The following is a 24,918-nucleotide window of genomic DNA, read 5'->3' on the forward strand; positions in this document are numbered from 1 at the left end:
GAATATAAAAAAGGAGAAAAACGAGGGATCGTTTTTCTCCTTTTTTGATTTCTATAGCAGAGAACTTACTTACTACTGAACTTCGCTAAGCGCTGCATATGCAACAGTGAAAGCACCTTCTTGGAATGCTTTAAGTCCTGTTGATTTAAATGGCACAGGGAAAGGGTTGTCTTTCACTATGTCTTTTACTTTTGCGCCAGTTAGCAACTCAACATCGACGGTGTCGATTAATTGAATGCACGCTTCGATTTTGAAACCGACTGCGCCACCAGCAAATTTGCCTTTAGTAGGGCGTTCACGAATGACGGCTCGTGAGACTTTGTAATCTTCAAACAGTTTCTTCAGCATAAACTGAAATTTTCGCACGCTTTCACTGCTATTTGGATTGCTCAACGTATGACGAATCTGGCGACAATCAGCGATCTGAAAGAGACCTTCTTGTTTCGACAAAAGACAAAGGATGACTTCGCTGCCTTTGATTTCGATACCACAAGTATTCATAACCTGTTCCTGAATAGGGGATTTATTGAATTATCGCACAGATTAGTGAAACTCGTAGAGTAAATTACGCAGAGAAGAGAGTAAAAAACACTGCTTGGTTAAGAAGATGCAAGTCAGATGTAGGGCAAAATTGAGAAGGTGTGAAATATCGTACTGTTTTACTGCTGATATCTCTTTTTTAATACGAGAATATTGTATTATTTCCGAACATTATTTTGAAAAAAATATAAAAACGATATTTTCTGCTACTAAAGTGCAAAAAATGTGCGTTAGCTTTTCAAAGTCTCTTTCATCGTAATAATTAATCAATAGGTTGTAAATTATGATTGCTTCATCGCCAATGGGCATTCCTCGTCCCCAGGTGAAATCACTAGATGACATTCTTCCGCGCGAACCATTATTAATGATGGGCGCTGGGCCAGTGCCAATTCCAGAGTGTGTCGCTAAGGCGAACTCAGTGGTTATTAACCACTTAGGGAGTGTTATGGCGCAGGTAATTCATCAAGTAAAAGCAATGGCGAGGTATGTCTTTCAGACGGAATCAAAATGGGTATTAGGCGTGGCGGGTCCTGCTTCTGCGGCAATGGAAATGGCCGTGTCTAATTTATTAGAGCCCGGTGAAAAAATTCTGTGTATTAACAACGGCTTTTTTAGCCATCGAATGGCAGAAATGGCGACACGTATCGGCGCAGATGTTCATGAACTGCATGTGCCTGTATTAGAAGCCGCTGATCCAGAATTGGTGAGAAAGGCGATTGAAAAAGTACGGCCTAAAGTGTTGAGTTTAGTCCAAGGTGAAACCTCTAATACGGTGTTCAACCACACTCTAGAAACCATTGCAAAAATTGCCAAATCTTATGGCTGTTTAGTGATGGTAGATGCGGTTTGTACATTGAGTACTATGCCGTTGAAAATGGACGAGTGGCAAATTGATGTTGTGATTACAGGTGGTCAGAAAGGGTTGTCTTCTATTCCCGGCGTTTCTTTGCTGGCTTTTTCAAATGACGCATGGACCAAAGTAAAATCTCGAACTAAACCGGTTGTGCAATGGTGTTTTGATGCTCAGCTAGCAGAAAACTTTTGGCATAAAGACGGTTATCATTACACGGCGCCTGTATCGGGGATTATGGCTCTACATGAAGCGCTTAAACTGGTGTGCGATGAAACTTTAGAGCAACGGTTTGCTCGCCATTTACGTTGTTCCAAAGCTTTGCAGGCTGGTATTGAAGGGATGGGGTTAGAGCTTTTTATACCATCGTCTTCGCGATTAAATTCAGTTGTTGGTATTAATATTCCCGAAGGGCTGACGGCAGGGGGTATTTGCCGTCATATTTCCGATGTGTATCGAGTTGAAATTGCCGGCTCATTTGGTCAGCCGATTGTGCGCATTGGTCAAATGGGCGAGCAATGCCGTGAACATAACTTGTTCCGTACCTTGCACGCTTTTGGCAGCACCATGCGAGACTTAAATGTGAGAGTTGACCAACCAAATGGTATGGCTGAGATGGAATCCTATCTACAAAGTGTGCCACGCACCTTGTATCACGTAGCATAAAATATCTATCTGGTTACACACATAACCAGATAGGCCTGTTTCAATCAAAGGTGCTTCTATGAAGCGCCTTTTTTTGTCTCCATTTTTATTAGACGGTTACTAGGAAATAGATGGTTTCCCAAGCAGTAGAGGTTTTTCCACCCTAATCCAAAGGCTAAAACTGCAATTCTTGATATCGGCACTGCTATCCTTTTTATTGATATCGTGAGGAGAAATTAGTGCGTCTGTAAGATTTTTTTACACATTCTATTGATATAAATCACACATGACAGGATGGTGACAGTTTTGGGATGTATTGTCGGGTGTCTAGTTTGGAGTACGCAAACCTTGATGTTTGAGGCTCAGGCTAAAGCTCGCTAATAAAAAAATAACAAGCAGGAGAAAACCATGCTAACTAAAATGTCCTTAAAGACTGTTCTTCTTTCAAGTGTTGTCGCACTTTCAGCCGTAAGCCAAGCCCAAGCATTTGAGCCTAACCGCAGCGTTGATTGTATTGCTCCTGCAGCACCTGGTGGTGGCTGGGATTTTACTTGTCGTAGTGTCGGTAAAGTACTAGTTGATCAGGATTACATTAAAGGAAACGTCCAAACTATCAATATGGGCGGAGCGGGCGGTGGTGTTGCTTTTGCACATACAGTGAGTAAACGAGCTACCGATGACAATCTTATTGTTGCAGCGAGTACGGCTACAACAACGCGCCTAGCACAAGGCCAATTCCCTGGTATGCACACTGACCAAGTTCGTTGGGTTGCTACATTAGGGGCAGATTACGGTGTTATCGCGGTAGGCAAAGATTCTAAATACACATCACTTACACAGATGATGAATGCGCTTAAAAAAGACCCTTCAGCGGTAAAATTTGCTGGTGGTAGTGCCTCTGGTGGTTGGGATCATTTAAAAGTCCTAATGACAGCTAAGGAAGCACACGTTGGTAACCTACCGAAAATCCGTTACCTAGCATTTAGTGGTGGATCTGAAGCTTTGGTACAAGTGGTTGGTGGTCATATTGATGCATTTACTGGTGATATTTCAGAGGTCAAAGGCTTTATGGAGTCTGGTGACTTGCGCGTGTTAGCGGTACTTTCTGAAAAACGTTTACCAGCTCCATTCGACAAGATCCCAACGGCACTAGAACAAGGTATTAGCTCTGTTGCACCAAACTGGCGTGGTTTTTACGTACCAGGCAATGCAAGTAAAGCATCCTACGATTGGTGGGTAAATACTATGAATGAGTTATACGCAACACCAGAATGGAAAGGTGTTATGGCTAAAAATGGTTTAATGCCATTCCACAAATCAGGCGAAGAATTAACAAAATTTGTTAACAATCAAACGCTAGATATTAAAATTCTATCTAAAGATATCGGTCTTATTAAGTAAGCCTCGACCGTTAGGGGGAGTTCTATCCCCCTATATTACTTTACGATTATCCCCCTAACGATTTAACTAATTCGGAGCAAAGACATGCGTATTAATGACCGTGTGTTTGGCTTGCTGATGCTGATCCTAGCCGTTGCTTACGGCTGGGGAGCGATGCAATTCCCCATTCCATTTGGCGGACAAGAAAGTGTCGGCCCAGAAACTTTTCCTATTATATTGTCAGTGGTTATGTCCATTAGTGCGATTTACATGATGGTTAAACCGGATCCAGATGAAAAATGGTCACCGGTACCAATGTTAATCGAGTTGATCGTAGTCGCGTTGTCGATTCTTTTGTTCGCTTGGGCGATTGAGCCAATTGGCTTTATCCCAGCGGCGACTTTTGTTGTCAGCTTTTTAAGTTGGAGAATGGGAGCGAACTTTGTTAAGAGTTTGATTACAGGCGTTGTATCGTCGGTAATTATCTTCTTCTTATTTAACAATGTGCTAGAACTTGCACTGCCTTTAGGTCTGTTGGAGCTGTAGTCATGGAAACAATGAGTTTACTGATGAATGGCTTTGCGGTGGCATTGACACCTGAAAGCATCATGTTCGCTGTTATTGGGGCCATTTTAGGTACCCTAATTGGCGCTTTACCTGGCCTTGGTCCTGCTAATGGCGTTGCAATTTTAATACCGCTTGCCTTTAGTCTTGGGTTATCGCCTACGTCTTCGTTGATTTTGCTGACGTCTGTGTATGCCGGAGCCATGTATGGCGGTCGTATTTCTTCTATCCTACTTAACATTCCTGGTGATGAGCCAGCCATGATGACGTGTTTGGATGGTTATCCGATGGCGCTAAAGGGAAAGGCGGCCGAAGCGCTGGCTATTTCCGCTATTGCGTCTTTTATTGGTAGTTTTATCGCGACTATTGGCTTGGTTATCCTTGCTCCGATCTTGTCTAAATTTGCTCTTAAATTTGGTCCTTCTGAATACTTTGCTTTGTTTGTATTAGCCTTTGCGACACTAGGTGGTGTAACGGGTAAGAATCAAGTTAAAACAGTCATGGCCGCAGCGATTGGCTTGATGATTTCTACTGTCGGTATTGATATTTCAACCGGTGTTCAGCGGTATACCTTCAATATGCTTGAGTTGTTTGAAGGGGTGGATTTCATTATTGCGATTGTTGGTTTGTTCGCTATTAGTGAGTTGTTCTTCTTCCTTGAGCGTCATGCGGGAGACGGCCTTAAGCAAGTGGCGATTAATAAGCTTAAGCTAACCGCTCGTGATATCTTGAATGTGTTACCAACCTCAATTCGTGGTGGCATATTAGGTTTTATCGCCGGTGTTTTACCGGGTGCTGGTGCTTCTTTAGGGTCTTTTATCAGCTACTCATTAGAGAAGAAAATTTCTGATAAAGGCGAATTTGGTAAAGGTGACCCACGTGGTGTCGCGGCGCCAGAGTCTGGTAATAACGGTGCGGCATCGGGTGCGTTAGTTCCTATGTTGACATTAGGCGTACCGGGAAGCGGAACCACAGCGGTGTTATTAGCGATGTTGATCTCGTTAAATATTTCACCGGGTCCTATGTTGTTTACACAAAACCCTGATCTTGTTTGGGGTGTTATTGCCGCGATGTTCGTTGGTAACTTTGTGCTACTTCTATTAAACATTCCGATGGTTGGCATCTTCGTTAAGTTGTTGAGCGTACCGCCTAAATACCTTATGCCAGTGGTGACCTTGATCGCTTCTGTGGGTATTTATTCCGTTAGTCATAGTCCAACCGATTTGTATTTTATGGTGGCATTTGGCGTGCTGGGCTACATTTTACGTAAAGTGGACATTCCATTAGTACCTGTGATCTTAGGGTTGTTGCTTGGGCCAGAAATGGAAAAAAGCTTACGTCATGCCTTGGTTCTTTCCGATGGTGATTGGAGTGTGCTTTTTAACAGTGGATTGAGTATCGGTTTATGGACTGTCGCAATCTTAGGGCTGGTTCTTCCTCTTATCGTGGGTCCTATTGTGCGTTCAAAAATGCGTAAATCAAAAGATTCTGTTCAAGACGATTAACACCTGCAATACTACGTAAAGTGAGTTTAAAAAAGTTCGAGTCGTGTCAACGGCTCGGACTTTTTGTTTGTTAAGCTTTTTTAATTTGCGATGAAATAAACAGCTTTGGTAATCACGTAGTATGCGAATTTTGGTGGTGGAAGATACTCAAGTTTTAGGGCAAGCCATTTGCGAGCGCTTAGCAAGCTTAGGCCATGGTGTCGATTTGATCGGAGACGGCAAGCGAGCCGACGATTTACTTAAATACCAAACATTCGATCTTATTTTACTGGATTTGAATTTACCCGGCTTATCCGGTCTGCAACTGCTTCAAAAGCTCCGTCAACGAGACGATTCAACACCAATCTTGATTCTAACAGCTCGCGACCAAATCGATGATCGAATACGTTTGTTAGACGAAGGTGCAGATGATTACCTCACTAAGCCTTTCGATTTTGGTGAGCTGGAAGCACGCTGCCGTGCGTTATTGAGGCGTAAGCAAGGGTACGCGACGAACGTTACTGAACATGGAAACATCACCGTAAATCGTGACAGTCGTCAGGTATTTGTCTGTGGTGAATTGACGGCAGTGACCAACCGAGAGTTTCGGTTGTTAGAAATTTTTCTTGGTCATCTAGGCAGAGTATTAAGCAAGGATGAAATTACTGATCATCTGTTTAATTTCGATGAAGCCCCCAGTGCGAACGCCATTGAGTTGTATGTTGGGCGTTTGCGTAAAAAGTTATCGCAAGGTGATCTTGCCATTAGTACCCTAAGAGGAATTGGCTATGTGGCAGAAATCACTACAAAACCAAAGCCCCACTGAAAGTAATCTCAGCGAAGAACGCGAAGCGCTGAAGCGAGCGCCGTCATTGCGTTTTCGCTTTATAGTGGTTGGTAGCTTAGTCATTAGTATTATCGCGGCATTGGCGATTAGCTTTGTGTTTGATTACAGTAATCGTTTGGCTGATTTATCTTACGATCGCTTACTGCGCAGTGCTTTGCTGCAAATGGATGAAAATGTTGGCTTGATCAATAATGAAGTCAGTATTGATATTCCTTGGTCCGCTTTTGCCACACTTGCCCAAGCCAATGACGACAAGGTTTTTTACAAGGTAGAAAGCTCAGATCAGGGCTTTATTACTGGTTATAAAGATTTAGACATTACCCCGCCAGAAGAGCCGATTTACGATAAAGTTCAGTTTTTCAATCGCCAATACTCCGGTGAAAAAGTACGCTTTGCTTTTCTCGAGCGGCACTTAATTGAGCCTGATGCCACTGGGACGGTTCGTATTATTCTAGGGCAAACGCGTTTATCTCGGGAGGAGCTTGCCTCATCAGTGACACAGCGTGCGGTCGATATTGTATTGATAATTGCCTTAGCCGCCATTGCGCTCATTGTCATCGGTAGCCACTTAGTGCTTCGTCCTTTACACCGTATTGGGCACGTATTAGAAGAGCGATCTCCCGGTGATCTGACTCCGTTAGACATCAAAACACCCAAAGAAACCCACCATTTGAAAGTGGCAATTAATCATTTCATGTCGCGCCTTCAAGTTAACTTAGAGCAATTAGAGCATTACACCGCCGATGCTGCTCATCAATTGCGAACACCACTTGCAGGGCTACGAGCATTAGCAGAAAACGCTCGTGACCAAACGTCGCCAGAACGACAGCATCAGGTATTAGAAGACATTGTTAATCAGTGCGATGCATTGAGCCAAACCGTCACTTTGTTATTGAATCAAGCGGTGGTTTCCCATCGTATGCAAACGCGTCATCGAGAGCCTATCGACCTATTAGTGCCTATTGCGGCATCGTGTCGGGAACAAGCTGTGACCGCACTTCATCAAGGCGTTAGTCTGTCTTTAGACACTGAGTTAAGCAGCGCGACTGTGTTAGGTGATGGATTTGCTTTGCAGCAAATGATGCAGAACTTAATTGAAAATGCGGTGCGCTACAGCAACCAAGGAGAGCAGCAAGCGACCGAAGTAGTGGTGACTGTGGCTGAATTTGCCTCCTATTATCGTATCCAAGTTATTGATCATGGTGAAGGTATCCCTGACGATGAGAAAGAGCGAGTGTTCGAGCGCTTTTATCGAGGGCGTTATGACATTGCAGGCAGCGGCGTTGGCTTGGCGATGGTTAAAGATATCGTTGACCATCATACTGCACGTATTCGTATTTTAAATACCGAACCCAAAGGCACGACCTTTCAGATTGATATTGCTAAATTCAAAGTGGGAGTGACCATATGAAGGGGTTAATCGTTATTATCTGTGTTGGCTGTTTGTTTTTATCAAATGCGCTAAAAGCAGAACCAGTTTGGTTTGGGAAACCCGATGCAACACGGGTGCTACGTATAAACTCTTCATTGGATTTAGCGTCTTTCTCTCCCTTGTTAGAGCGTTTCGTCACGCTCCATCCTGATGTTCGTGTTTCGTATTTGGATGTAAACACACTTGAATTGTACAAAAAAACGATTCAAGAAAAGGCCAATCCCAGTGCCAGTTTAGTGATTAGCAGTGCGATGGATTTACAGTTTAAATTGGCCAATGATGGTTATGTGCAGACCTATTCGTCCGATGCGACCGCACGTTTACCAAGCGATGCAAAATGGCGTAATCAAGTGTTTGCTTTTTCTCTTGAGCCTGTCGTTATGCTGGTAAATAAAGATAAGTATCCAGGAAAATTACCAGAGGATCGGCAGGATTTGTTGCAGGCCATTCGCCAATACGAAGATAAAATGACCGGTAAAATTGGCACTTATGATATCCGAAATAGTGGTGTTGGCTATTTATTAGCGAGCCAGGATGCGCGTCAAGCGGATGCTACTTGGGGGCGCTTGATTGAAGCTTTCGGCAGTCATAAATTACAAACTTATTGCTGCACCCACGAAATAATAGACGACGTTGCTAGTGGTAAATTAGTGCTGGGGTACAACTTATTAGGTTCATACGCTTCACAGCGAGCGCGTACTGATCCTCGTCTTAAAATGATTTTGCCGAAAGATTATACCTTGATGGTAATGCGAGTCGCATTAATCCCTAAAAATGCCCCTAACCTTGAGGATGCGGGGCATTTCTTAGACTTCTTATTGTCTGATGATGTGCAAAAAATCATGCAAAAACAAGCGCTGTTGTTTCCCATTCTCCCCGAAATGACCTCAGTGAAAACGCCTTATATAGTTGAAGCTCCGGGGCCAAAGCGTGTCATTGAGATGGATCAGCAGCTGCTAGTCGGCCGCGACTATGCAAAGCAACGCCGCTTTATTAAAAGTTGGGAAGTCGCTTTAGAAATAAGTGAAAAGTAGCGATTAAGGAACGTATTTAAATACCTGATGTCTTTATTTTAGCAAGCTAAGTGATTGGCTTATCATTGAAAATGACCAAGCGGAGTAAGTACGTAATGGATAAAATCATGAAACCTTTTTTGGTCATGGCGCTCGTCTTCACAATACACAATGCCTGGGCAGATATTAGTGTCCAAGTCATCGATGAAAATCACCAACCAGTGCCTAATGCTGTTATTACCTTGCCAAATCATGAGCAGAAAACACCAGATAGCATTGCAGTTATGGATCAGGTAAATGTCCAATTTAGCCCTCGAGTACTAGTGATTCAGAAAGGTCAGTCTGTCAGTTTTCCAAATAGCGATGATATTCGCCATAATGTTTATAGTTTTTCGGCGCCAAAAGCGTTTCAAATTAAACTTTATAAAGGCAACTCGACCGCTCCTATCTTATTTGATAAGCCGGGTTTGGTTGTTTTAGGCTGTAATATTCATGATGATATGATTGGCTATATTTATGTGGTCAACCATGAATTTGTGATCAAAACCGATAAAAATGGTAAGGCTACTCTCCCTGCTAATGCAGGAGATCGAATTAATATTTGGGATGAAAATTTATCCTCAACAATTAATTCAACAAAAACCTTGGTTTTGGGTGAAGAGGCGAGCCAAACGATTATGCTAGATTTATTACCTAGCGCGAAACAAGCAGAGCATAAACACGCCACAAGTTTTGGCAAAAAGTTTTAAAAGGGACTATCTAGCGGAAGGGGAAGTCATAATAATCCTAATAACAAAGATGTTATGGCGCTTAGCTGCAAATGGCAAGAATGCCATTATTGCCTAAATAAAAAGGATTAGAATGAGAATAAAAGGGCTGAAAACGCTGAGTTTATTATGCGTTATGACAAGTGCAACCAGCGTTATGGCAGATGCTGGAAAGTTGTTAGCAACCGCAGGATTATCTCAAATAGAAGGCAGTGGTGGCGGCGGCCTAGTCCCATGGGCGACGTTAGCGGGTTACGATACCCGCGATGAAACATCGGCCTCTGTGTTTATGACTAATGTGGACGTAACCGACTATCGACTTTCTTCAATAGGTATTGCGAGCAGCTTTTATGACCGTGTTGAGCTAAGTTATGCTCAGCAAACATTTCATTTACCCGTTTCTCTAAATAAAGCGTTAGGTGTTGGTGAGATTAAGCAAAATATCTTGGGTGCAAAGGTTCGGCTATTCGGTGACCTTGTTTACTCGGATTACCCACAAGTAAGCATTGGGTTGCAGCATAAAAGCTTGGATCAAAACACGGTAGCGTCTTACCTAGGTGCAAAGAAAGACAGTGGCACAGACTTATACTTAGCGGCGACAAAAGTGCACCTTGGCCTTGTTGCTGGGTATGATCTTATTTGGAACCTCACCGCATGTGCAACCAAGGCCAATGAGATGGGCTTGTTGGGCTTCGGTGGAGACGGCAACAATCACTACCAAATGGTGATGGAAGGCAGTGTCGGCCTATTGCTCTCGCCAAAATGGGTAGTGGGCATGGAATATCGTCAAAAGCCCAATAACCTTTCTAGAGTCGAAGAAGACGATTGGAAAGATGTATTTGTTAGTTATAATCCGAACAAAAATTTCAACCTTACCGCCGCGTATGTAGACCTTGGCACAGTGGCCACGCAAAAAGATCAAACAGGTCTTTATCTCTCAATGACGGGGTATTTATGGTGAGTTTTATCAAGGCGTCAGTGCTCATATTTTGTCTTTTTTTAGTTGCTTGTGCGAACCAGAATAAAGCACCTGAAAGTCTCTATGATGACGTTGGCGGACAACCCGTAATGATAAAAATTACGGATAATTTCATTCAGGAAATTAGCTTTAATAGAACTATTTATCAGTATTTTGCCAAAACGAATATAGACAGGTTTCGTGAAAAGTTTATTGAATATCTCTGCGTAAGTACGGGTGGTCCTTGCCAGTATACGGGTGACACCATGCTAAAAGTTCACCAAGGACAAAAAATAACCGAAGCAGATTTTAATACCACGGTGGATTTATTAGTTGCTGCAATGAAAGACGCAGGGCTTACCTATCCGCAACAAAATAGAGTATTAGAAGTGCTAGCGAAAACACGTCGTGAGATGCTGTACCAATAAATAAGACAAAGTTACTCATAAAAATTATCACATAAAAAAAGCGACTTAAGAGTCGCTTTTTTTATGTGATAATCGGTTATTTAGTAAGAGCAATAACCGCCTTTGTGGTGTGAACCTGTTCCACCATATGGGTGTTCGCCTTTAGGACAAGCTAAGGTAGAAAAGGAAGCTGTGGTTAGCAGTGCTACCACAAATATAGCTAATAGCTTTCTCATTATTCATCTCTTTAATAAATTAGTGTAAGTGACTAGAGCGTCAGTTTCATCAGTTTATTCTCCAAATTCATAGATGACAAGAGCAACTAATTGACTGTAGTCAGTAAAGCTGTTTCTCTATTTTTCTTGCTGCAAAACACATTGATTTTTTCTTCCCATTCTCGTTTTAGTCCCAGCACAAAGAGGAATTCGACAAAGACAAACAAAGGGCCAATGATGATCCCGGTAATGTCGTCGATAAATGCCGGTTTTTTACCTTCAAAAAAATGACCAATAAATTGAAAAACCCAACCAATCACAAATAATGCAATGCCACTCATTAACCATATTTGGACGCTTTGTGCTGCCAGTGTATTTGCGATCCACAAAGACAGAGCGAGTAACAAGGACATAATGGCACCAATGATGAAATCGAGCTTGATGTAAAATAAACCGCTGGCGATCGCAATGAGTATGGCGGGTGTGAGCATTAGATCGAATAGAGAGAAGTGTGGTCGCGATAAAAGGGTGGTGATGCCAACCACTATCATAGGGATGCCGATAAAATGCGTCGCCACATTGCGTTTGTCTTGGTGGTAAAAAGCGTATTGCGATAAATGTTCGAGCATGGTTTTCATTGAGTGTCCTTGTTTTTATTATTGTCGTGATATCATTTAAATGCATTTCTTATAAAAATAGAAATGATTTTTTGGTATATCATATATCGATCATAAGGTGCTTTTATGCTTAAGGTCTCGCTAAGCTGGCCATTGCCGTGTCGATTTTCTTCGAAAAGGAATAGGATAGAGGGGTTGAGTGGCGCCGAATCTGACGCTGGGCTCAACGGACATTTATTCGGCTAGGCCAGCGGTTAGACAGGCCAATCAATCTACTTTTAAATATTTATATTTCGGAGGACTCTTGATTTCACGGTTGCCAAAATGGATTGAATACGGGGCGTTTATTCTTGCCTTTGTGGCGGGTTTTATTAATGCCATAGGGCTGATTAGTCTTGATCATCAGGCCATCTCTCATCTTTCCGGTACAGTAACGCTGCTCGGTGCAAGTTTCCTTGATGCGCCATTAAGAACCAGCGCAGACCTCACCGGTGTTCTATTGTCTTTCTTGCTTGGCGCCTCGTTATCAGGTGTCTTGCTACACAGTCGTACTTTAAAGCTTGGTCACCACTATGGTTTAGCCTTGATAATCGAAGCTTTATTGATTTTTTGGTCTATTTACCTATTTTCGAACGGCTCGTATTACGGTTGTTATGCCGCCTCTGCAGCTTGTGGGGTTCAAAACGCTTTGGCCACTAAGTACAGCGGAGCCATTGTACGAACTACTCATATGACGGGTATTTTTACAGATTTAGGTATTATGTTTGGCTCAGCACTTAGAGGTGAGGAGCTTGATAAAAGAAAATTGATTCTTTTCTTGCTGATCATTGCAGGCTTTATCACGGGTGGAACGCTCGGGACTTATTTGTTCAGAGTCTATTTGTTTAATGCCTTATACATACCGGCGTTTATTTGTCTTATTTTGTCTTTTGTGTACACCGCTTACTCGAAACGAAAACACTTAGTAACGGCAGAGCGTATTTAAATATTGCGTTAGATCAGTATTTGGGTGTTATAGGTTTTATTGGGTCAGCTTTTCGGAGTACATTAGTTTTTTCTAATTTATTCTGGAGAGTTTGCTATGAAAAGCTATAAAGAAATCAATAATGATCAAAAAACACTGTCTTCTGAATATCGTAAATCCGCACCAGCGGTGTTAGATGGCTTCATGGAATTACACAAAGCCTCCATGAAAGAGGGAGCGTTATCCAGTAAAGTCAAAGAGCTCATGGCATTAAGTATTGCTATTTCTGCACGCTGTGATGGTTGTATTGGTGCACATGCTAAAGCCTCACTTCGTGCCGGCGCAACAAGAGAGGAAATGATTGAAACGATAGGCGTCGCTATCATGATGGGCGGCGGCCCTTCCATTATTTATGGTACTCAAGCGTTAGGCGCCGTAGACGAATTCTTAGCTGAGAAATAATAACTTCTTACACGATCCACGCTAGTTATTTTTACTTGGAACGTAACCAAATTCTTAAAGTGGTATAGAAGCGGTTTAATATTTGTCTTGGATCATGGGTTCTAATTGGGTTTGATCAAAGAAAGCGATGTTTCCTTTTGGGGAACAGATCTGACGATTGAATGGCAAACTGACGCTACCACCTTGAAGAGTTAAGACAGTTTTATTTGGCGTTACGCAATGGGCGTCATCAAATACATTGCTCGATACCCAGTGTAAGCGCATAGACACTTCTTTATCCGGTTGGATGATAACAGGCAAGAGTACTGGCTCTGAAGGCAGGTCTTTAGGTGTGTTCCGTTTTACGTTAAGAAGAGTGTTATTGGCATCTTTAAACGCTAGTGTGGGTAAGGCTTCAAGCGTGCAGGCTTTCTTGCTGGGATTGCGTAATATCAGTAAGAAACCTTGCTGTGACATGCCATCAAAGGCGCCTTTCTTACTGTCAAAACGAGCCTTTATTTGATCCACCTGACACTGGGGAACTTGATTTTCCTTTGTGGTCATAGGCACAAAAATTTCCATTGTTAATTTTCTTTCAAACTTTTCTTTTGTTTGAGGATAATAACGGTTCACATAGCATTGCTTCTTATTCGAGTCGCAATAGACACCATTGCTCAGTGTATACTCAGTTAAGCTAACACCAACCCCATCACCAATGACATTCATCAAGGCGTCTTGGGCTTTCTGACCAAGATAATGTTTGGTCAGCCCCATAGAGATTCCTTGTTCATCGACACAATAATTTGATTTTTTATCGCATACGACACCAGAAGCGGGAGAGAATATTGTTGAAGCGAATACGGTGCCCGTGGCACCTAACAATAGCGCCATTATTAACCATTGCATCATTTGAATTACCTTAAATTCTACTGTCATTACTATACTCGAATACCCAACAGGCTTATCGCATAATACGTCATAGGGATACCTTATAGAAAACAAGAATAAGAATCTACAGAGCAGAAATAACCTACCTTTTCTTTCTTAACAAAGAAACGAGGGGCCGCTAGGTAGGCATGATGAGCTTTTGTATTAAACGACACCAGCCCGTGATGATTTAGGCAAACCTAAGGCAGGTGTTGGCTATGTTAGTCGTCTAAAAGTAATGGTTTTATTCGTTATCTTATTGTACTTTAATGGAAAAACTAGGGAGTGGTGATGTTTGAAGTAGAACGAGACGTGGTAAGAATTGGCATAGCCGCCGCGACGAATAAAGCACAAGAAATGGATTTTTTCATCCCTCTTGAATCCCTATCGACAAGTGCATCTTGCGGCATTATTTCAGACAGTCGTCTCGATTTATTGCTGGTCAGTGGCGCCACTCCTCAACAGATTGACATGATAACTACGGCTTGTGGTGCGGTAGGCTGCATAGTGCTATTTGTGGGGAATCCATCAAACGATGACGAGGTTGTTTGGAATGTCATAGGAAATGTAAAAGGCAAATTAGACAGCTATGAAATGCCGAATAACATTGGTATTGCAGACATTAGATTACTGGCGGATGAGGCGGATTACCTTCTCGCTTTTGATGACGAAGCAAGCTTGTTTCAATTCCTAGAAACAACGCCAGCTGAACAGCACTCTGGTGGAATCTACCTAGCAAGTGGTCGTGTTACATTCGAAGCCTTTACTGGCATGAACGAAAGAATAGACGCCCTTATCTCACCGTGTGCGTATTTAGTATCCAGCTTCTACTCAGCAGCAACATCAGAATGCTCAGTAATCATCGGCGTAAGAATAGCGAAATAGTAATGGGTCTTGAAAGGAATTTAACCACGTCTTTCACCTCACCACTCGACCACCACCAGCTCAATCGGTGTTTCTCTTCGAAACTGCCGCCTACCTCATCGAAAACACCGATTGAGCTTACCTAATCGTAGGCCAGCATGAACGGAGGCACGATGGGAATCTGGCAATGAAAACAGCTCTTTCACAAGCGCTCACCGCGAAACTGAATGGATACGATGGCTTGTCCTTTCCCCTTTTTTCTTCCAAGGGGAGGCTAGGATGGGGCGCACTGGAACCAGAACTGAGCTAAGTAAGACAGGCATGTATAAAAGCCAATAAACACAGGGAGTTAACTTTTTAGGTTAATTCCCTGTGTTTTTTCGGTTAATTGGCGATGACACGCTGCTGAACAATAAATGCTCTGGTGTGGTCATAGATCAGATTATATAGAAACGCATAAAGTGTGATACAGATGGTCACGCCGATATCCATGATCAGTGCTTCCCACAAACTAATTTCTAGTAAGAATGCGATAACAGGAATGGTAACAACCAATAAACCCGCTTGGAATGTTATGGTGTGAACAACTCGTAATACGAGTGAGCGTTGTGTTTTATCACCAGTGTAAATACGATCGAAACACCAGTTATAGATAAAATTCCACATCATGGCGATGGTTGCTACAACTATCATGGTTCCTGATAGTGAGCCAACATGGTGGTTGGTGAAGGTGGTTAATACAATAATGGCCAAGGCAACGGCTAATACTTCAAATAATATCGCATGGAAAATGCGCTCTATCGGCTTCATAATCAAACTTTCTCTTTTTCAAAAATGGCTACGCCTACACTCTGTAGGTGGTGTGAGTATAGAGCTTCTAGTTTGACAATAAAGTTAAAGTCCATCACGAATAGTGATAGCCTAAGTGACTGATTTAGCATGAGTGGGCAATATGTATAGTCTTGAGCAGTTAAAAATTTTTGTCGCAGTGTGTGAGGCAGGGTCGTTTTCGGCGGCGGCACGTCAATTGAAACGTGCTCAGTCCGGTGTAAGCCAGGCCATTTCTAACCTTGAAATTGCCATTAACCAAGATTTGTTTAGTCGTGAAAAAAACACCCTAAGCTTAACGTCGCAGGGGAGTGCACTCCTACCAATAGCGAAATCCATTCTACACCAGCAAAAATATTTCGACCAAAAGGTCGAATCATTAAACAAAGATTATGAGCATGAGTTGATCGTTGCGATAGACGACAGTGTGATTAATGATGAACTCATTGAGATACTCTCGCCTTTAGCGGAGCAATTTCCCACCACGAATTTTGAGATCGTTATCGCCTCTACTTTTGATGTAGAAGAGTTAATTCGATCTGGTGAAGCACATGTAGGCATTGTCTATGTTGATGGTGAGCTAAAAGTTGATATGGACTTTTTTACCTTGGGAAATGCTCGATTTTTAACCATAGCCTCTCCAATACATCCACTCGCGGCTTTGGATTTGGTCACTGAAACCGATTTAAAGAGCCATCGACAATGCGTGCATCGCAGTGCTCAAAAAAAGGAGCTTTGGTTCAGTTATAAAATCAGCTCTACCGCTTGGTACGCCAATAGCCACATGGCTTTGGTTGAGTTGGTTAAAAAAAATGTAGGCTGGGCTGTTGTTCCAGAGTTACTGGCTCATCAATACATTAAAAATGGCGATGTTATTTCATTACCCATTTCGCATGAATACGATGGTTGGTTCACTATGGTGGGCTGTTTGGTTTCTCGAAGCCACGTATCAGGGCCAGTATTAAGAAGTGTTATTAGTAGACTGCAACAATACTGCCTGCTTGATAAACGCTGGGTGCTAAGAAACAATTAAGACAGGCATGTATAAAGAAATAACTAAGACAGGCATGTATAAAGAAATAACTAAGACAGGCATATATAAAAACTAATAAATACAGCAGGTTAGGTTTTCGGCTGCCTTTTCATTGTTTGCTAGGCTTAACCTTTGCTTCCTCGCGTAGAAAAAAGAGGCGAAGCTAGCTTTATACGCCAAATTATTGTTATTTAAGAGATTTAACTGTGCCTGTCTTGTTAGCGATGGCTACAAACTTAATGAATACGATTTACTTGTGGGCTGGAATACCTAAAAAAAGAGCGGCCGGTAACTGGAGATTATCTAAAGCCAATCATCGGTTAAAGTCGAAACGATAGGTGATGTTATGCACTGCTCAGGGTCGAACCCCTTTTTGTCCTACGAGCCTCTCGTAACCAGAAACACGGCTGCAAAAAGGGCTTTGACCTGACCTCGGCCTCACTGCAGGACTATCACCAGCAGATCATCCTGACCAACCGGCGTTTCTCTTCGGCACTTCCTCTTCACACCTGCCGCCTACCTCATCGAAAACACCGGTTGAGCTTACCCAATCGTAGGTCTGCATGAACGGAGGAACGACGGGAATTTGGCAATAAAAGCAACGCTTTCACAAGGATTTTTTGCCGCAAATACTCTATGAATACGAGCACGAGTTTCTTCACCTTTTTTCTTCAAGGGGAAGACGGAAGATGGGGTCATTTCTTTGGTTTTTATGGGCTTTACTTCAATCGTTTTACTGACTAAAGGGTCGAACCCCTTTTTGTCCTACGAGCCTCTCGTAACCAGAAACACTGCTTCAAAAAGGGCTTTGACCTGATTTTCACCTCGACACGCTGGAGTCACACAAAGATCAACACTTGATGTTGCTTTTTTAGACAGCCGCTTGACCTTGATCTAAACACTCGCCTTGCTTCTCTTATCACAATCTCTACGCAGAAGCCGGACTCTAATAGCCTAAATTTACGCAGTCAATTCATGATAGAAAAAATCAATAAGCACAAAGGTTATTTTTGAACGAGTCTATTGTTTGCTCATTTAGTTATTTTAAATGACTATATTTTGACCGTTTACGCTGGCATAAAATGAAAAACCGCCTTAAGATCAATGATTAAGTATTCGCAGTACTGAGATAATAGACTGGGGATAAAAGGGATAACACGCACGCTCGTTTAACCAGTTTTTGATTTTGTGAATATGCTTATAAACTGATTATAATTTAGTGGTTTATAGAGATATTTGAATAAGTTTGAAAATGTGTAAACGCGCGTACGCACTAATAAGCTGTTAGGCGAATAAGCGCTTGTTGCAAATATCGAGGATAAATTTTGGATTTGTTTAAACTTGCAGTAAAAGAAGACCGACTTCATCCGTTATTTAAAAGAATCGTTTCATCTAAGGAGTATGAACCAATTATTGACGTTATCAATAATTGGTCAACTGGTTTGATGGGGCGAAAGAAAGAGTCTAAAAAGTTTATTCAAGATTTCCAACTATCATTTAACTCGTCCTTATGGGAGCTATACCTGAACAAAGCATTCAATGATTTTGGTTTAACTATCGACTATTCAAAGGAAAGCCCAGATTTTAATCTGCATCACAGTTCAGGTCGTGTTGTAAACGTCGAAGCCGTTACTTCAAATAATAAAGATAACCTCAAACCAGAATACTACTTAAAGGAATCCCTAAGTTCTGCTTCGGCACTAAGTAACGATGATTTCTTGGATGAGTCGACGATTAAGTTAGCTGGTAAATTAAAAGATAAAAGAGATCTATTTATAGGTATAAATAACAAAAAACATCCATACCACTCATTAGATCATGTCAAAGGTAACCCTTTTGTTATCGCTGTTGCTCCTTTTGATAATCATCTTTCTTTTTCTCAGAACAACATGGCGATAAACCGGGTGCTTTATGGTATTAATCCTCCACCGCCTATGGGAAATGGACAAAAAATAAGTCATATATTAAATCGTAATGCTCAAAAAATTGAGCTTGGTATTTTTACTAATCCTAACTACAAAGAAGTAAGTGCTGTAATTTTTTCAACTACGGGTATGTTTGGTAAAGCCGTCGTCCAAGCAGGTTTAAATAACGTTGTTCGTGCAACTCGCTATCGTCAAATGGAAGTTGACGAGTTCATGAAAATCGAAGGCCCAGGCATGCTAGGAACTTCTCACAAGACAATAAAGGCAGGTCACGATGTATTTTCTATGAGGTTTCTAAACGGTAACTTTGTTTGTGGTTCTGACACATATCTCTATCCATCTAGCGAACATAAAGAGTCGCATCAGGACGGTTTGCATATCTACTACAACCCTTATGCTTCAGTCCCATTAGATAGAGATATTTTTTCTGCATATGAAGTCACTCAAAATGACTATGATGTAAATACACAGGAAATGGTTGGTAATCATAATGATGGATCGTTAGTTTCAAGGCAAACTTTCACATCATTCGCCTAATCGGGTAGCCGGAGGTATCTAACCTCCAGCCCCCACAACACCCTGCATGCGGCTCCGCACAGGGCGTTTCACTTAGGATAGTGAAGCGAGATCCAACCATCACGCAGCGAATAAAGCCCTTCGGATTTTAAGTAAGCAAGTGATAAAGCTTGATTGATCCCCGGAGTTTTAGCACTGCGCCACGGCCCTTTACTGGTGATACCACACGCAACTGCGGCCTGAACATGCACACCTAATCTCATTAAACTTCTTACTTTAGTGCGCGGCTTTCGCCACTGTCGCCAATAGGCCATTCGTACTCTACGCCTGATCCAATGATCCAGATCGACACAAAGCTGATAGCAATTGGCGATACCAAAGTAGTTTATCCAGCCACGTAAATATTGGCTGATTTTAAAGAGTTGATAACGCATGGACACGCCCCAGTTACGGTTCGTTAACCTTCTGACTTGCTGCTTAAATTTCAGTAATGCCTTTGGGTGCCATTGAATGCGACCTGCCTTGAAGGTGAATCCAAGGAATTTACTTTCACTGGTTTTAACGACGTGGCTTTTGACCGTGTTAACGATCAGTTTCAAACGGTTATTCAGGAATTTGCTGATACTACTCAGCACACGTTCACCCGCACGAGGACTCTTCACCAGTATGGTGAAGTCATCCGCGTAGCGAGCAAACTGATGGCCTCGCTTCTCAAGTTCTTTGTCCAAAGGGTCGAGCATGATGTTCGCCAGCAAAGGTGACAATGGCCCACCTTGTGGTATACCTTCTCGACTCTCACTGTAAATCGGGTTATCCCCTTTGGTTTTGCAGAGAATTCCAGCTCGCAAGTAACGTTTAATCAATTTAAGCAATCGCTTATCCTTCACTTTATAGCCAAGGTGCGTCATGAGTAAATCATGATTAACACGGTCAAAGAACTTAGACAGATCAACATCGACTGTAAAACGGCGACCCGTTTTAATGATGCTTTGTACCTGTTTCACCGCTTGTTGCCCATTCCGATGTGGCCTAAACCCAAAACTATTGTCTGAGAAGGTTGGGTCGAAAATCGGCGTAAGGACTTGAGCAATGGCTTGTTGGATCACACGATCAACTATGGTTGGTATACCCAGCTGACGTTTACCGCCATCGGGTTTATCAATTTCCACTCGTCGAACAGGTTTAGGTTGGTATTGACCTGAGCGAAGCTCAGACGTAATACGTTTCCAGTTTCCATCCTTTGCCCAAGCAGGGAAGTCATCAATGGTCATTCCATCGATGCCAGCAGCCCCTTTATTGGCTCGAACTCGTTTCCACGCTTCCAATATATTAGAAGGCTTTAGGGTGAGTTCGAGTAGATCTGCGCTAAAGGCTGGCTGCTTATCGGTACGCTGAGTCACGTCGCTACCGGACGGTATTCGTGTATTCAAGTCTGACAAGGCTCCTCCTTTGTTCTAAATGTTCAGGCCTTCGCCGTGTCCCAACCATTACGATGGGCATTTGGCTACTATGCCGTCTGCTGACTTCTGCTTAATCACCTTGAGGGTTACTCCTCTTAGCGCTATCAATGTTTCATCTGTTTGCTTTCCTAAGGCGATGAACTCTCAGGAACCAAGGCATTTCTTAGCCAGAGCCTCACTGGCATTTCATTGATCGCAGGTTAAGCAGATCTCCCCAGATAAGAGCATGTACTTTCACTGCACTGCTGCATCATTTACGGTGGCCGTTAGATCACATGGCTTCGTCGTCTTGTGCCAACTCGCCTTCAGCCTACGCCTCATATGATGTTCTTGTTCATCAGCTCGCAGTTTTGCGTCCGGCTTCCTTCAGACAAAATCTCGCGATTATGCCCTTGCCATTCGCTAGTAGTTATCGTTTACTAATCTGAAATAGATTAGAGACGGTGATCTTCCTACAGAGGACTTTCACCTCATAAGTTCATGCCCATGCTGGGCGTACACAAGGCCATAAAGTCGGATTCGTAACAGCTTGCTCGGTTCCGCTTCGCTTCACATTTTAGCAAGCTATTACTCACCGCTTATGGCGGCGTTGAGGCTGTAGAATTACTCTTTATTTAGAAAAATAGCCTTTTTTATGGGGTCAAAATGCATTACCTAGTACGCTAAAAGCGCTTAGGGTTGAGCTCAGAGGCTCGTTTTTTAATTGAATTTGGCTGTTGGAGGAATTCTACAGCCTCGTTATGTATTCCGTTTCGTCGAATCAAATGTATAGAAGGAAGTATTGTGCTTGGCCCAGACATAGATAAGTACAGAGATGATATAGATAACGATGAAGGGTTGGCGGCCAAGCGCCGTGCATTGGTTATCGTTTCTCTGCTGCTTTTGGTATTGAGCGTGAGCGGTGCGTCAATCAAGGAAGCGAATACGTTCATTTTTCGGATTGAGTTTTCAAACCATATCGGCTTGACTTACCTGCTCGGTGCCGCAGTGATCTTTATGCTTCTGAGGTATTACGCTTATGCTCAAAGCTACCACAGTCAGCTTTTTGAATTTTGGTCGGCAAGACTACTTAATGATTATAGGGTGTTCTTTTACAACTCTGGGGAAGATGAGGTTCAGGGATTGTTGGGCAAGCGAATAAATGTATGGGGCGGTGATGAACCCGGTATCCAGGAACCACGATACAAAAAAGTGGGAATGCTCAAACGAAATATTGTATACAAGTCCGAGGGTCAGGATGCTGAGCACGGAACGTACAACTACAACGAGAATATTGAGCTCAACAAGTATTCAGAGACTTGGACTAGAAAGGATTTCAGAAAACTTTTCGGGTTTGAAATTAAGTATAGAGTGGAAGCTATTCTCAAGCATCGGGAGTATCTAGATCTTATGTTTCCTTATCTGCTAGGAGCCGCTGCAATTATTAGTTTGATTTTTAAGCTCTACCAACAGTGAACACATAGCCAGTGCAGGCACAGCGACGCCCTTTCCATTACGCCTTCGGCTCGATTCCAAGGGCGCGCATGCTGCAGGTGTTATGTAACTACAAGAGTATTGTGATGGAATTAAGGCTCGTTTCAGAAAAAACTATTAAGGGAATATCGACTAGAGAAAATAATGCGGCAGAAATGAGTCCAAACGAGTGACCAAGACAGGTATGCATATAACTCAATAAAAACAGTAGCTTAGTTTTTCTCTTTGTGGTTTCTGAGCTTTTCTATTATTAATGTGCTCTTTGCTTTAAAGAAAAGAAAATCTGTAGGGTTGGTATAGCAAACCTTTGTTTTTTCTTGGTTTTAACGATGCCTGTCCTGCTAATATTCTCTCTTTGTAGATTCTGAGCTTTTCTATTATTAATGTGCTCTTTTCTTTAAAGAGAAGAAAGTCTGTAGGGTAGGTTTACCAAACCTTTTTCTTGGTTTTAATGATGCCTGTCCTGTTAATATTCTGTCCTTTACCATTTCAGTCAATCTTTGGAGATTTCTATTATGGATGCCCATAGTCTATTTACCTTTATGGTCGTTGTGGTTTTACTGGTTATTTCTCCTGGGCCAAATGGTTTTCTGATTGCCAAAACGGTGCCGTTGTCCGGAAAAAAGGCGGGTTTTGCGAATGTATGGGGATTTTTCGCCGCCTTTTATGTGCATGGAACCCTGTCTATTTTTGGTATTTCTTTGTTATTGGTTCAATCTGCTGAGGCCTTTCTCGTTTTTAAACTGTGTGGCGCGGCGTATCTTATCTGGATTGGCATTAAAGCATTGATAGGGGCATTCAAGCCTAAGCGTCTTGATGCTGTTAAACCAATTCAGACGGTCAAAAAAAAGCCAATCAATACGAGGCGCTTTTATAGAAGGCTTTTTCACCAATGTCCTTAACCCTAAAGCTTCTATGTTTTACTTGGCGGCTTTTCCACAATTCCTCACTGTAAACGACAGTCCATTAACGGCGTATGCTTTGGTGACGATTCATTCTATGGTGAATTTGATTTGGTTTTCTCTAATGGTACTTATGTTGTCACGGGTGAAAAGTATGGCGAATAATGTGCGTTTCAAAAAGTGGTTAAACGCGGTTACGGGAGTGGTATTTATTTGTTTTGGTTCCAAATTAGCATTTATGAAAAGCAGTTGATTTATCTTATAGGTAGGTGTGCCAAACTTTTGTTTCTTCTTGGTTTTAATGGTGCCTGTCCTGTTAATAGCTCGGCTGTTAATGTTCTAAAAGACGATCAAGTTTGTTTTTGAAAAAAGCATAAAAAAAGCCCCCATTTAATGAATCGATATCATTAAGTGGGGGCTTGTGTGACTTATTTCTTTCAAAGAGAATAAGAAGTCAAAGATAACTAGAAGCCAAAATCAGTTTCTATTCTCCTAGCAACAACTTATCGTCGTCTAGCTCTTCGCCATCATTACGGGCTTGAACTAGTATCCAAGACAGGCATGTATATAACTCAATATAAACAGTAGCTTAGTTGATTTCTCTTTGTGATTTCTTCTACACCTACATATCCCTTTCCTTTAAAGGATAAGAAATTAGCAGGGTAGGCATGCTAAGCTTTTTTTCTTTTTGGTTTTAACGGTGCCTGTCCTGTTAATAGCCGTAGACACTTTACTAAGTTAGATCTAGGGGCTAATTGAGAGATGAATTCAAATTTATCGAGGACTAAAGTTTTTAATTTATAACATCACAAAAGTTTAGACAATCTGAAACAAAAACTTTAAAAAAGACTGTAAATTAAATATAATAGATATGTATTTAATTTACATTGTTAATTTTATAAATTAAGGAAAATAGAACACATGGAACCAAACAACGCTAATCAAAGTGAAGCTAAAAATACAAAAATTTTAAATAAACTCGGTACTATCGCATTCGGTCTTATCGTTCTTGGTTCATTCTTACCCGCTGTGACCATACCTGGTTGGGAGGATGCAATACCAACCACTGGTGTTGACGCCTACGGCTTTTTCGTCGTATTCCTGATGTTTGTCGGTGCTGCAGGTAGTGCTCTAGGCTTGCCAAAGCTTATAGTTAAAGGTATTGCTGGTTTCTCTCTCGCTTACCTTTACTATCATCTATTCGGTGCTATCAGTGATATGAACGATATAGCTTCAATGTTTGGTGGTCGTCACTCTGGTGAATTAGCCCAAGTAGCCCAAGTAGCGCTACAAATAATTGACATCGGTATCTATGTCTTACTTGCGGGCTTCGTATTACTGAACCTTTTCATGTTTAAGTCATACGTTATCCATCCACGTTTTGATGCGCTTGACACTCTGTTAAAACACTATACTTCTCAAGTAACAGAAAAAGTAGCGACAAAATCGGCTGAAATTAAGAAAGCAGCAGACGAAAAATCAGCTCAAATTAAGAAAGCAGCAGAAGAAAAATCAGCTCAAATTAAAGAGGCAGCAAAGGAAAAAGCCACTCAAACTAAAAAATAGTAAAAGCTTCAGATGCCAAGGCGGAAGAAATCTCCGAAGAACAAGAAAAGCCTCAAGCTAACGCAGAAGAACCGAATGTAGAAATGATAAGGGGCGATTTATTCGCCCCTTTTTAATGTCTATGGTTTAAGCAACGCCCAAGACAGGTATGCATATAACTCAATAAAAACAGTAGCTTAGTTTATTTCTCTTTGTGGTTTCTGAGCTTTTCTATTATTAATGTGCTCTTTCCTTTAAAGAAAAGAAAATCTGTACGGTAGGTGTGCCAAACCTTTGTTTCTTCTTGGTTTTAACGGTGCC

Annotated in this window: 25 protein-coding genes; 19 read left to right on the top strand and 6 right to left on the bottom strand. The window is 42.0% G+C overall.

Going from position 1 to position 24,918, the window contains the following annotated elements:
* Nucleotides 1-72: 72 nt before the first annotated feature.
* A complete protein-coding gene (locus E0D70_RS01955; protein WP_133010573.1) occupies nucleotides 73-501 on the bottom strand; it encodes a DUF3010 family protein in 429 nt (142 codons plus the stop codon).
* 322 nt (nucleotides 502-823) lie between these two features.
* Between E0D70_RS01955 and E0D70_RS01960 the strand changes: the two genes are divergently transcribed.
* The 10 genes from E0D70_RS01960 to E0D70_RS02005 all read left to right on the top strand — a co-directional run bounded on the left by E0D70_RS01960 (nucleotide 824) and on the right by E0D70_RS02005 (nucleotide 10,908).
* Complete coding sequence (locus E0D70_RS01960) at nucleotides 824-2,056, top strand: pyridoxal-phosphate-dependent aminotransferase family protein (protein WP_133010574.1); 1,233 nt, start codon at nucleotides 824-826, stop codon at nucleotides 2,054-2,056.
* A 387-nt stretch (nucleotides 2,057-2,443) separates the two neighbouring features.
* Nucleotides 2,444-3,436, top strand: a complete 993-nt coding sequence (locus tag E0D70_RS01965; RefSeq protein WP_133010575.1) for a Bug family tripartite tricarboxylate transporter substrate binding protein — start codon at nucleotides 2,444-2,446, stop codon at nucleotides 3,434-3,436.
* Between the two features lie 84 nt (nucleotides 3,437-3,520).
* A complete protein-coding gene (locus tag E0D70_RS01970; protein ID WP_133010576.1) occupies nucleotides 3,521-3,961 on the top strand; it encodes a tripartite tricarboxylate transporter TctB family protein in 441 nt (146 codons plus the stop codon).
* A 2-nt stretch (nucleotides 3,962-3,963) separates the two neighbouring features.
* Nucleotides 3,964-5,484, top strand: coding sequence for a tripartite tricarboxylate transporter permease (locus E0D70_RS01975; RefSeq protein ID WP_133010577.1), 1,521 nt, complete (start codon nucleotides 3,964-3,966; stop codon nucleotides 5,482-5,484).
* A gap of 121 nt (nucleotides 5,485-5,605) precedes the next feature.
* Nucleotides 5,606-6,289 (top strand): response regulator transcription factor, encoded by a 684-nt coding sequence (locus tag E0D70_RS01980; protein WP_133010578.1) that lies wholly within the window; start codon nucleotides 5,606-5,608, stop codon nucleotides 6,287-6,289.
* Nucleotides 6,252-7,721 carry a sensor histidine kinase gene (locus tag E0D70_RS01985; protein ID WP_133010579.1) on the top strand — a complete coding sequence of 490 codons (1,470 nt, stop codon included), beginning with the start codon at nucleotides 6,252-6,254 and terminating at the stop codon, nucleotides 7,719-7,721. The genes E0D70_RS01980 and E0D70_RS01985 overlap by 38 nt, the downstream gene beginning before the upstream one ends.
* Nucleotides 7,718-8,776 carry an ABC transporter substrate-binding protein gene (locus tag E0D70_RS01990; protein WP_133010580.1) on the top strand — a complete coding sequence of 353 codons (1,059 nt, stop codon included), beginning with the start codon at nucleotides 7,718-7,720 and terminating at the stop codon, nucleotides 8,774-8,776. The genes E0D70_RS01985 and E0D70_RS01990 overlap by 4 nt, the downstream gene beginning before the upstream one ends.
* Before the next feature lie 107 nt (nucleotides 8,777-8,883).
* The gene (locus tag E0D70_RS01995) at nucleotides 8,884-9,504 is read left to right on the top strand and encodes a methylamine utilization protein (RefSeq protein ID WP_133010581.1); all 621 of its coding nucleotides are present in this window, start codon (nucleotides 8,884-8,886) and stop codon (nucleotides 9,502-9,504) included.
* 112 nt (nucleotides 9,505-9,616) lie between these two features.
* A complete protein-coding gene (locus E0D70_RS02000; RefSeq protein WP_133010582.1) occupies nucleotides 9,617-10,483 on the top strand; it encodes a DUF3034 family protein in 867 nt (288 codons plus the stop codon).
* A complete protein-coding gene (locus E0D70_RS02005; RefSeq protein ID WP_133010583.1) occupies nucleotides 10,477-10,908 on the top strand; it encodes a group I truncated hemoglobin in 432 nt (143 codons plus the stop codon). Before E0D70_RS02000 ends, E0D70_RS02005 begins: the two co-directional genes overlap by 7 nt.
* A gap of 80 nt (nucleotides 10,909-10,988) precedes the next feature.
* Here E0D70_RS02005 and E0D70_RS17680 read toward each other — a convergent pair whose 3' ends face one another.
* The gene (locus E0D70_RS17680) at nucleotides 10,989-11,123 is read right to left on the bottom strand and encodes a hypothetical protein (RefSeq protein WP_276312837.1); all 135 of its coding nucleotides are present in this window, start codon (nucleotides 11,121-11,123) and stop codon (nucleotides 10,989-10,991) included.
* 86 nt (nucleotides 11,124-11,209) lie between these two features.
* A complete protein-coding gene (locus E0D70_RS02010; RefSeq protein ID WP_133010584.1) occupies nucleotides 11,210-11,740 on the bottom strand; it encodes an Mpo1 family 2-hydroxy fatty acid dioxygenase in 531 nt (176 codons plus the stop codon).
* A 178-nt stretch (nucleotides 11,741-11,918) separates the two neighbouring features.
* Between E0D70_RS02010 and E0D70_RS02015 the strand changes: the two genes are divergently transcribed.
* Both E0D70_RS02015 and E0D70_RS02020 read left to right on the top strand, forming a co-directional pair.
* Nucleotides 11,919-12,704 (top strand): YoaK family protein, encoded by a 786-nt coding sequence (locus tag E0D70_RS02015; protein ID WP_240536928.1) that lies wholly within the window; start codon nucleotides 11,919-11,921, stop codon nucleotides 12,702-12,704.
* Between the two features lie 96 nt (nucleotides 12,705-12,800).
* Nucleotides 12,801-13,145: a carboxymuconolactone decarboxylase family protein gene (locus tag E0D70_RS02020; RefSeq protein WP_133010585.1), complete on the top strand. Its 345-nt coding sequence runs from the start codon at nucleotides 12,801-12,803 to the stop codon at nucleotides 13,143-13,145.
* 75 nt (nucleotides 13,146-13,220) lie between these two features.
* Here E0D70_RS02020 and E0D70_RS02025 read toward each other — a convergent pair whose 3' ends face one another.
* Nucleotides 13,221-14,060, bottom strand: a complete 840-nt coding sequence (locus E0D70_RS02025) for a YcgJ family protein (RefSeq protein WP_133010586.1) — start codon at nucleotides 14,058-14,060, stop codon at nucleotides 13,221-13,223.
* A 282-nt stretch (nucleotides 14,061-14,342) separates the two neighbouring features.
* Between E0D70_RS02025 and E0D70_RS02030 the strand changes: the two genes are divergently transcribed.
* Nucleotides 14,343-14,936: a hypothetical protein gene (locus tag E0D70_RS02030; protein ID WP_133010587.1), complete on the top strand. Its 594-nt coding sequence runs from the start codon at nucleotides 14,343-14,345 to the stop codon at nucleotides 14,934-14,936.
* A 363-nt stretch (nucleotides 14,937-15,299) separates the two neighbouring features.
* Here E0D70_RS02030 and E0D70_RS02035 read toward each other — a convergent pair whose 3' ends face one another.
* On the bottom strand, nucleotides 15,300-15,725 hold the full coding sequence (locus E0D70_RS02035) for a PACE efflux transporter (protein WP_133010588.1): 426 nt from the start codon (nucleotides 15,723-15,725) through the stop codon (nucleotides 15,300-15,302).
* Nucleotides 15,726-15,867: 142 nt separating this feature from the next.
* Between E0D70_RS02035 and E0D70_RS02040 the strand changes: the two genes are divergently transcribed.
* Both E0D70_RS02040 and E0D70_RS02045 read left to right on the top strand, forming a co-directional pair.
* A complete protein-coding gene (locus E0D70_RS02040) occupies nucleotides 15,868-16,776 on the top strand; it encodes a LysR family transcriptional regulator (RefSeq protein ID WP_133010589.1) in 909 nt (302 codons plus the stop codon).
* A 1,325-nt stretch (nucleotides 16,777-18,101) separates the two neighbouring features.
* Nucleotides 18,102-19,238 carry a hypothetical protein gene (locus tag E0D70_RS02045; protein ID WP_133010590.1) on the top strand — a complete coding sequence of 379 codons (1,137 nt, stop codon included), beginning with the start codon at nucleotides 18,102-18,104 and terminating at the stop codon, nucleotides 19,236-19,238.
* Between the two features lie 68 nt (nucleotides 19,239-19,306).
* Here E0D70_RS02045 and ltrA read toward each other — a convergent pair whose 3' ends face one another.
* Nucleotides 19,307-20,656 carry a group II intron reverse transcriptase/maturase gene (ltrA, locus tag E0D70_RS02050; protein WP_133010591.1) on the bottom strand — a complete coding sequence of 450 codons (1,350 nt, stop codon included), beginning with the start codon at nucleotides 20,654-20,656 and terminating at the stop codon, nucleotides 19,307-19,309.
* Nucleotides 20,657-21,460: 804 nt separating this feature from the next.
* On the opposite strand from ltrA, the gene E0D70_RS02055 reads away from it, so the two are divergent.
* The 4 genes from E0D70_RS02055 (at nucleotide 21,461) to E0D70_RS02070 (ending at nucleotide 24,618) form a co-directional block, all read left to right on the top strand.
* Complete coding sequence (locus E0D70_RS02055; protein WP_133010592.1) at nucleotides 21,461-22,132, top strand: hypothetical protein; 672 nt, start codon at nucleotides 21,461-21,463, stop codon at nucleotides 22,130-22,132.
* 533 nt (nucleotides 22,133-22,665) lie between these two features.
* Complete coding sequence (locus E0D70_RS17610) at nucleotides 22,666-23,052, top strand: LysE family translocator (protein ID WP_240536929.1); 387 nt, start codon at nucleotides 22,666-22,668, stop codon at nucleotides 23,050-23,052.
* Nucleotides 22,967-23,305: a LysE family translocator gene (locus E0D70_RS17750; RefSeq protein WP_420813320.1), complete on the top strand. Its 339-nt coding sequence runs from the start codon at nucleotides 22,967-22,969 to the stop codon at nucleotides 23,303-23,305. The genes E0D70_RS17610 and E0D70_RS17750 overlap by 86 nt, the downstream gene beginning before the upstream one ends.
* Before the next feature lie 668 nt (nucleotides 23,306-23,973).
* The gene (locus E0D70_RS02070) at nucleotides 23,974-24,618 is read left to right on the top strand and encodes a V-type ATP synthase subunit E family protein (protein ID WP_133010593.1); all 645 of its coding nucleotides are present in this window, start codon (nucleotides 23,974-23,976) and stop codon (nucleotides 24,616-24,618) included.
* Nucleotides 24,619-24,918 lie beyond the last annotated feature (300 nt).

The sequence above is a fragment of the Marinomonas flavescens genome, from assembly GCF_004352835.1.
Taxonomy (GTDB): domain Bacteria; phylum Pseudomonadota; class Gammaproteobacteria; order Pseudomonadales; family Marinomonadaceae; genus Marinomonas; species Marinomonas flavescens.

Excerpts from the sequence above, each read along its gene's own strand:
- E0D70_RS01955 (WP_133010573.1), bottom strand. The coding sequence starts at position 501 with ATGAATACTTGTGGTATCGAAATCAAAGGCAGCGAAGTCATCCTTTGT.
- E0D70_RS01960 (WP_133010574.1), top strand. The coding sequence starts at position 824 with ATGATTGCTTCATCGCCAATGGGCATTCCTCGTCCCCAGGTGAAATCA.
- E0D70_RS01965 (WP_133010575.1), top strand. The coding sequence starts at position 2,444 with ATGCTAACTAAAATGTCCTTAAAGACTGTTCTTCTTTCAAGTGTTGTC.
- E0D70_RS01970 (WP_133010576.1), top strand. The coding sequence starts at position 3,521 with ATGCGTATTAATGACCGTGTGTTTGGCTTGCTGATGCTGATCCTAGCC.
- E0D70_RS01975 (WP_133010577.1), top strand. The coding sequence starts at position 3,964 with ATGGAAACAATGAGTTTACTGATGAATGGCTTTGCGGTGGCATTGACA.
- E0D70_RS01980 (WP_133010578.1), top strand. The coding sequence starts at position 5,606 with ATGCGAATTTTGGTGGTGGAAGATACTCAAGTTTTAGGGCAAGCCATT.
- E0D70_RS01985 (WP_133010579.1), top strand. The coding sequence starts at position 6,252 with ATGTGGCAGAAATCACTACAAAACCAAAGCCCCACTGAAAGTAATCTC.
- E0D70_RS01990 (WP_133010580.1), top strand. The coding sequence starts at position 7,718 with ATGAAGGGGTTAATCGTTATTATCTGTGTTGGCTGTTTGTTTTTATCA.
- E0D70_RS01995 (WP_133010581.1), top strand. The coding sequence starts at position 8,884 with ATGAAACCTTTTTTGGTCATGGCGCTCGTCTTCACAATACACAATGCC.
- E0D70_RS02000 (WP_133010582.1), top strand. The coding sequence starts at position 9,617 with ATGAGAATAAAAGGGCTGAAAACGCTGAGTTTATTATGCGTTATGACA.
- E0D70_RS02005 (WP_133010583.1), top strand. The coding sequence starts at position 10,477 with ATGGTGAGTTTTATCAAGGCGTCAGTGCTCATATTTTGTCTTTTTTTA.
- E0D70_RS17680 (WP_276312837.1), bottom strand. The coding sequence starts at position 11,123 with ATGAGAAAGCTATTAGCTATATTTGTGGTAGCACTGCTAACCACAGCT.
- E0D70_RS02010 (WP_133010584.1), bottom strand. The coding sequence starts at position 11,740 with ATGAAAACCATGCTCGAACATTTATCGCAATACGCTTTTTACCACCAA.
- E0D70_RS02020 (WP_133010585.1), top strand. The coding sequence starts at position 12,801 with ATGAAAAGCTATAAAGAAATCAATAATGATCAAAAAACACTGTCTTCT.
- E0D70_RS02025 (WP_133010586.1), bottom strand. The coding sequence starts at position 14,060 with ATGACAGTAGAATTTAAGGTAATTCAAATGATGCAATGGTTAATAATG.
- E0D70_RS02030 (WP_133010587.1), top strand. The coding sequence starts at position 14,343 with ATGTTTGAAGTAGAACGAGACGTGGTAAGAATTGGCATAGCCGCCGCG.
- E0D70_RS02035 (WP_133010588.1), bottom strand. The coding sequence starts at position 15,725 with ATGAAGCCGATAGAGCGCATTTTCCATGCGATATTATTTGAAGTATTA.
- E0D70_RS02040 (WP_133010589.1), top strand. The coding sequence starts at position 15,868 with ATGTATAGTCTTGAGCAGTTAAAAATTTTTGTCGCAGTGTGTGAGGCA.
- E0D70_RS17610 (WP_240536929.1), top strand. The coding sequence starts at position 22,666 with ATGGATGCCCATAGTCTATTTACCTTTATGGTCGTTGTGGTTTTACTG.
- E0D70_RS17750 (WP_420813320.1), top strand. The coding sequence starts at position 22,967 with ATGCTGTTAAACCAATTCAGACGGTCAAAAAAAAGCCAATCAATACGA.
- E0D70_RS02070 (WP_133010593.1), top strand. The coding sequence starts at position 23,974 with ATGGAACCAAACAACGCTAATCAAAGTGAAGCTAAAAATACAAAAATT.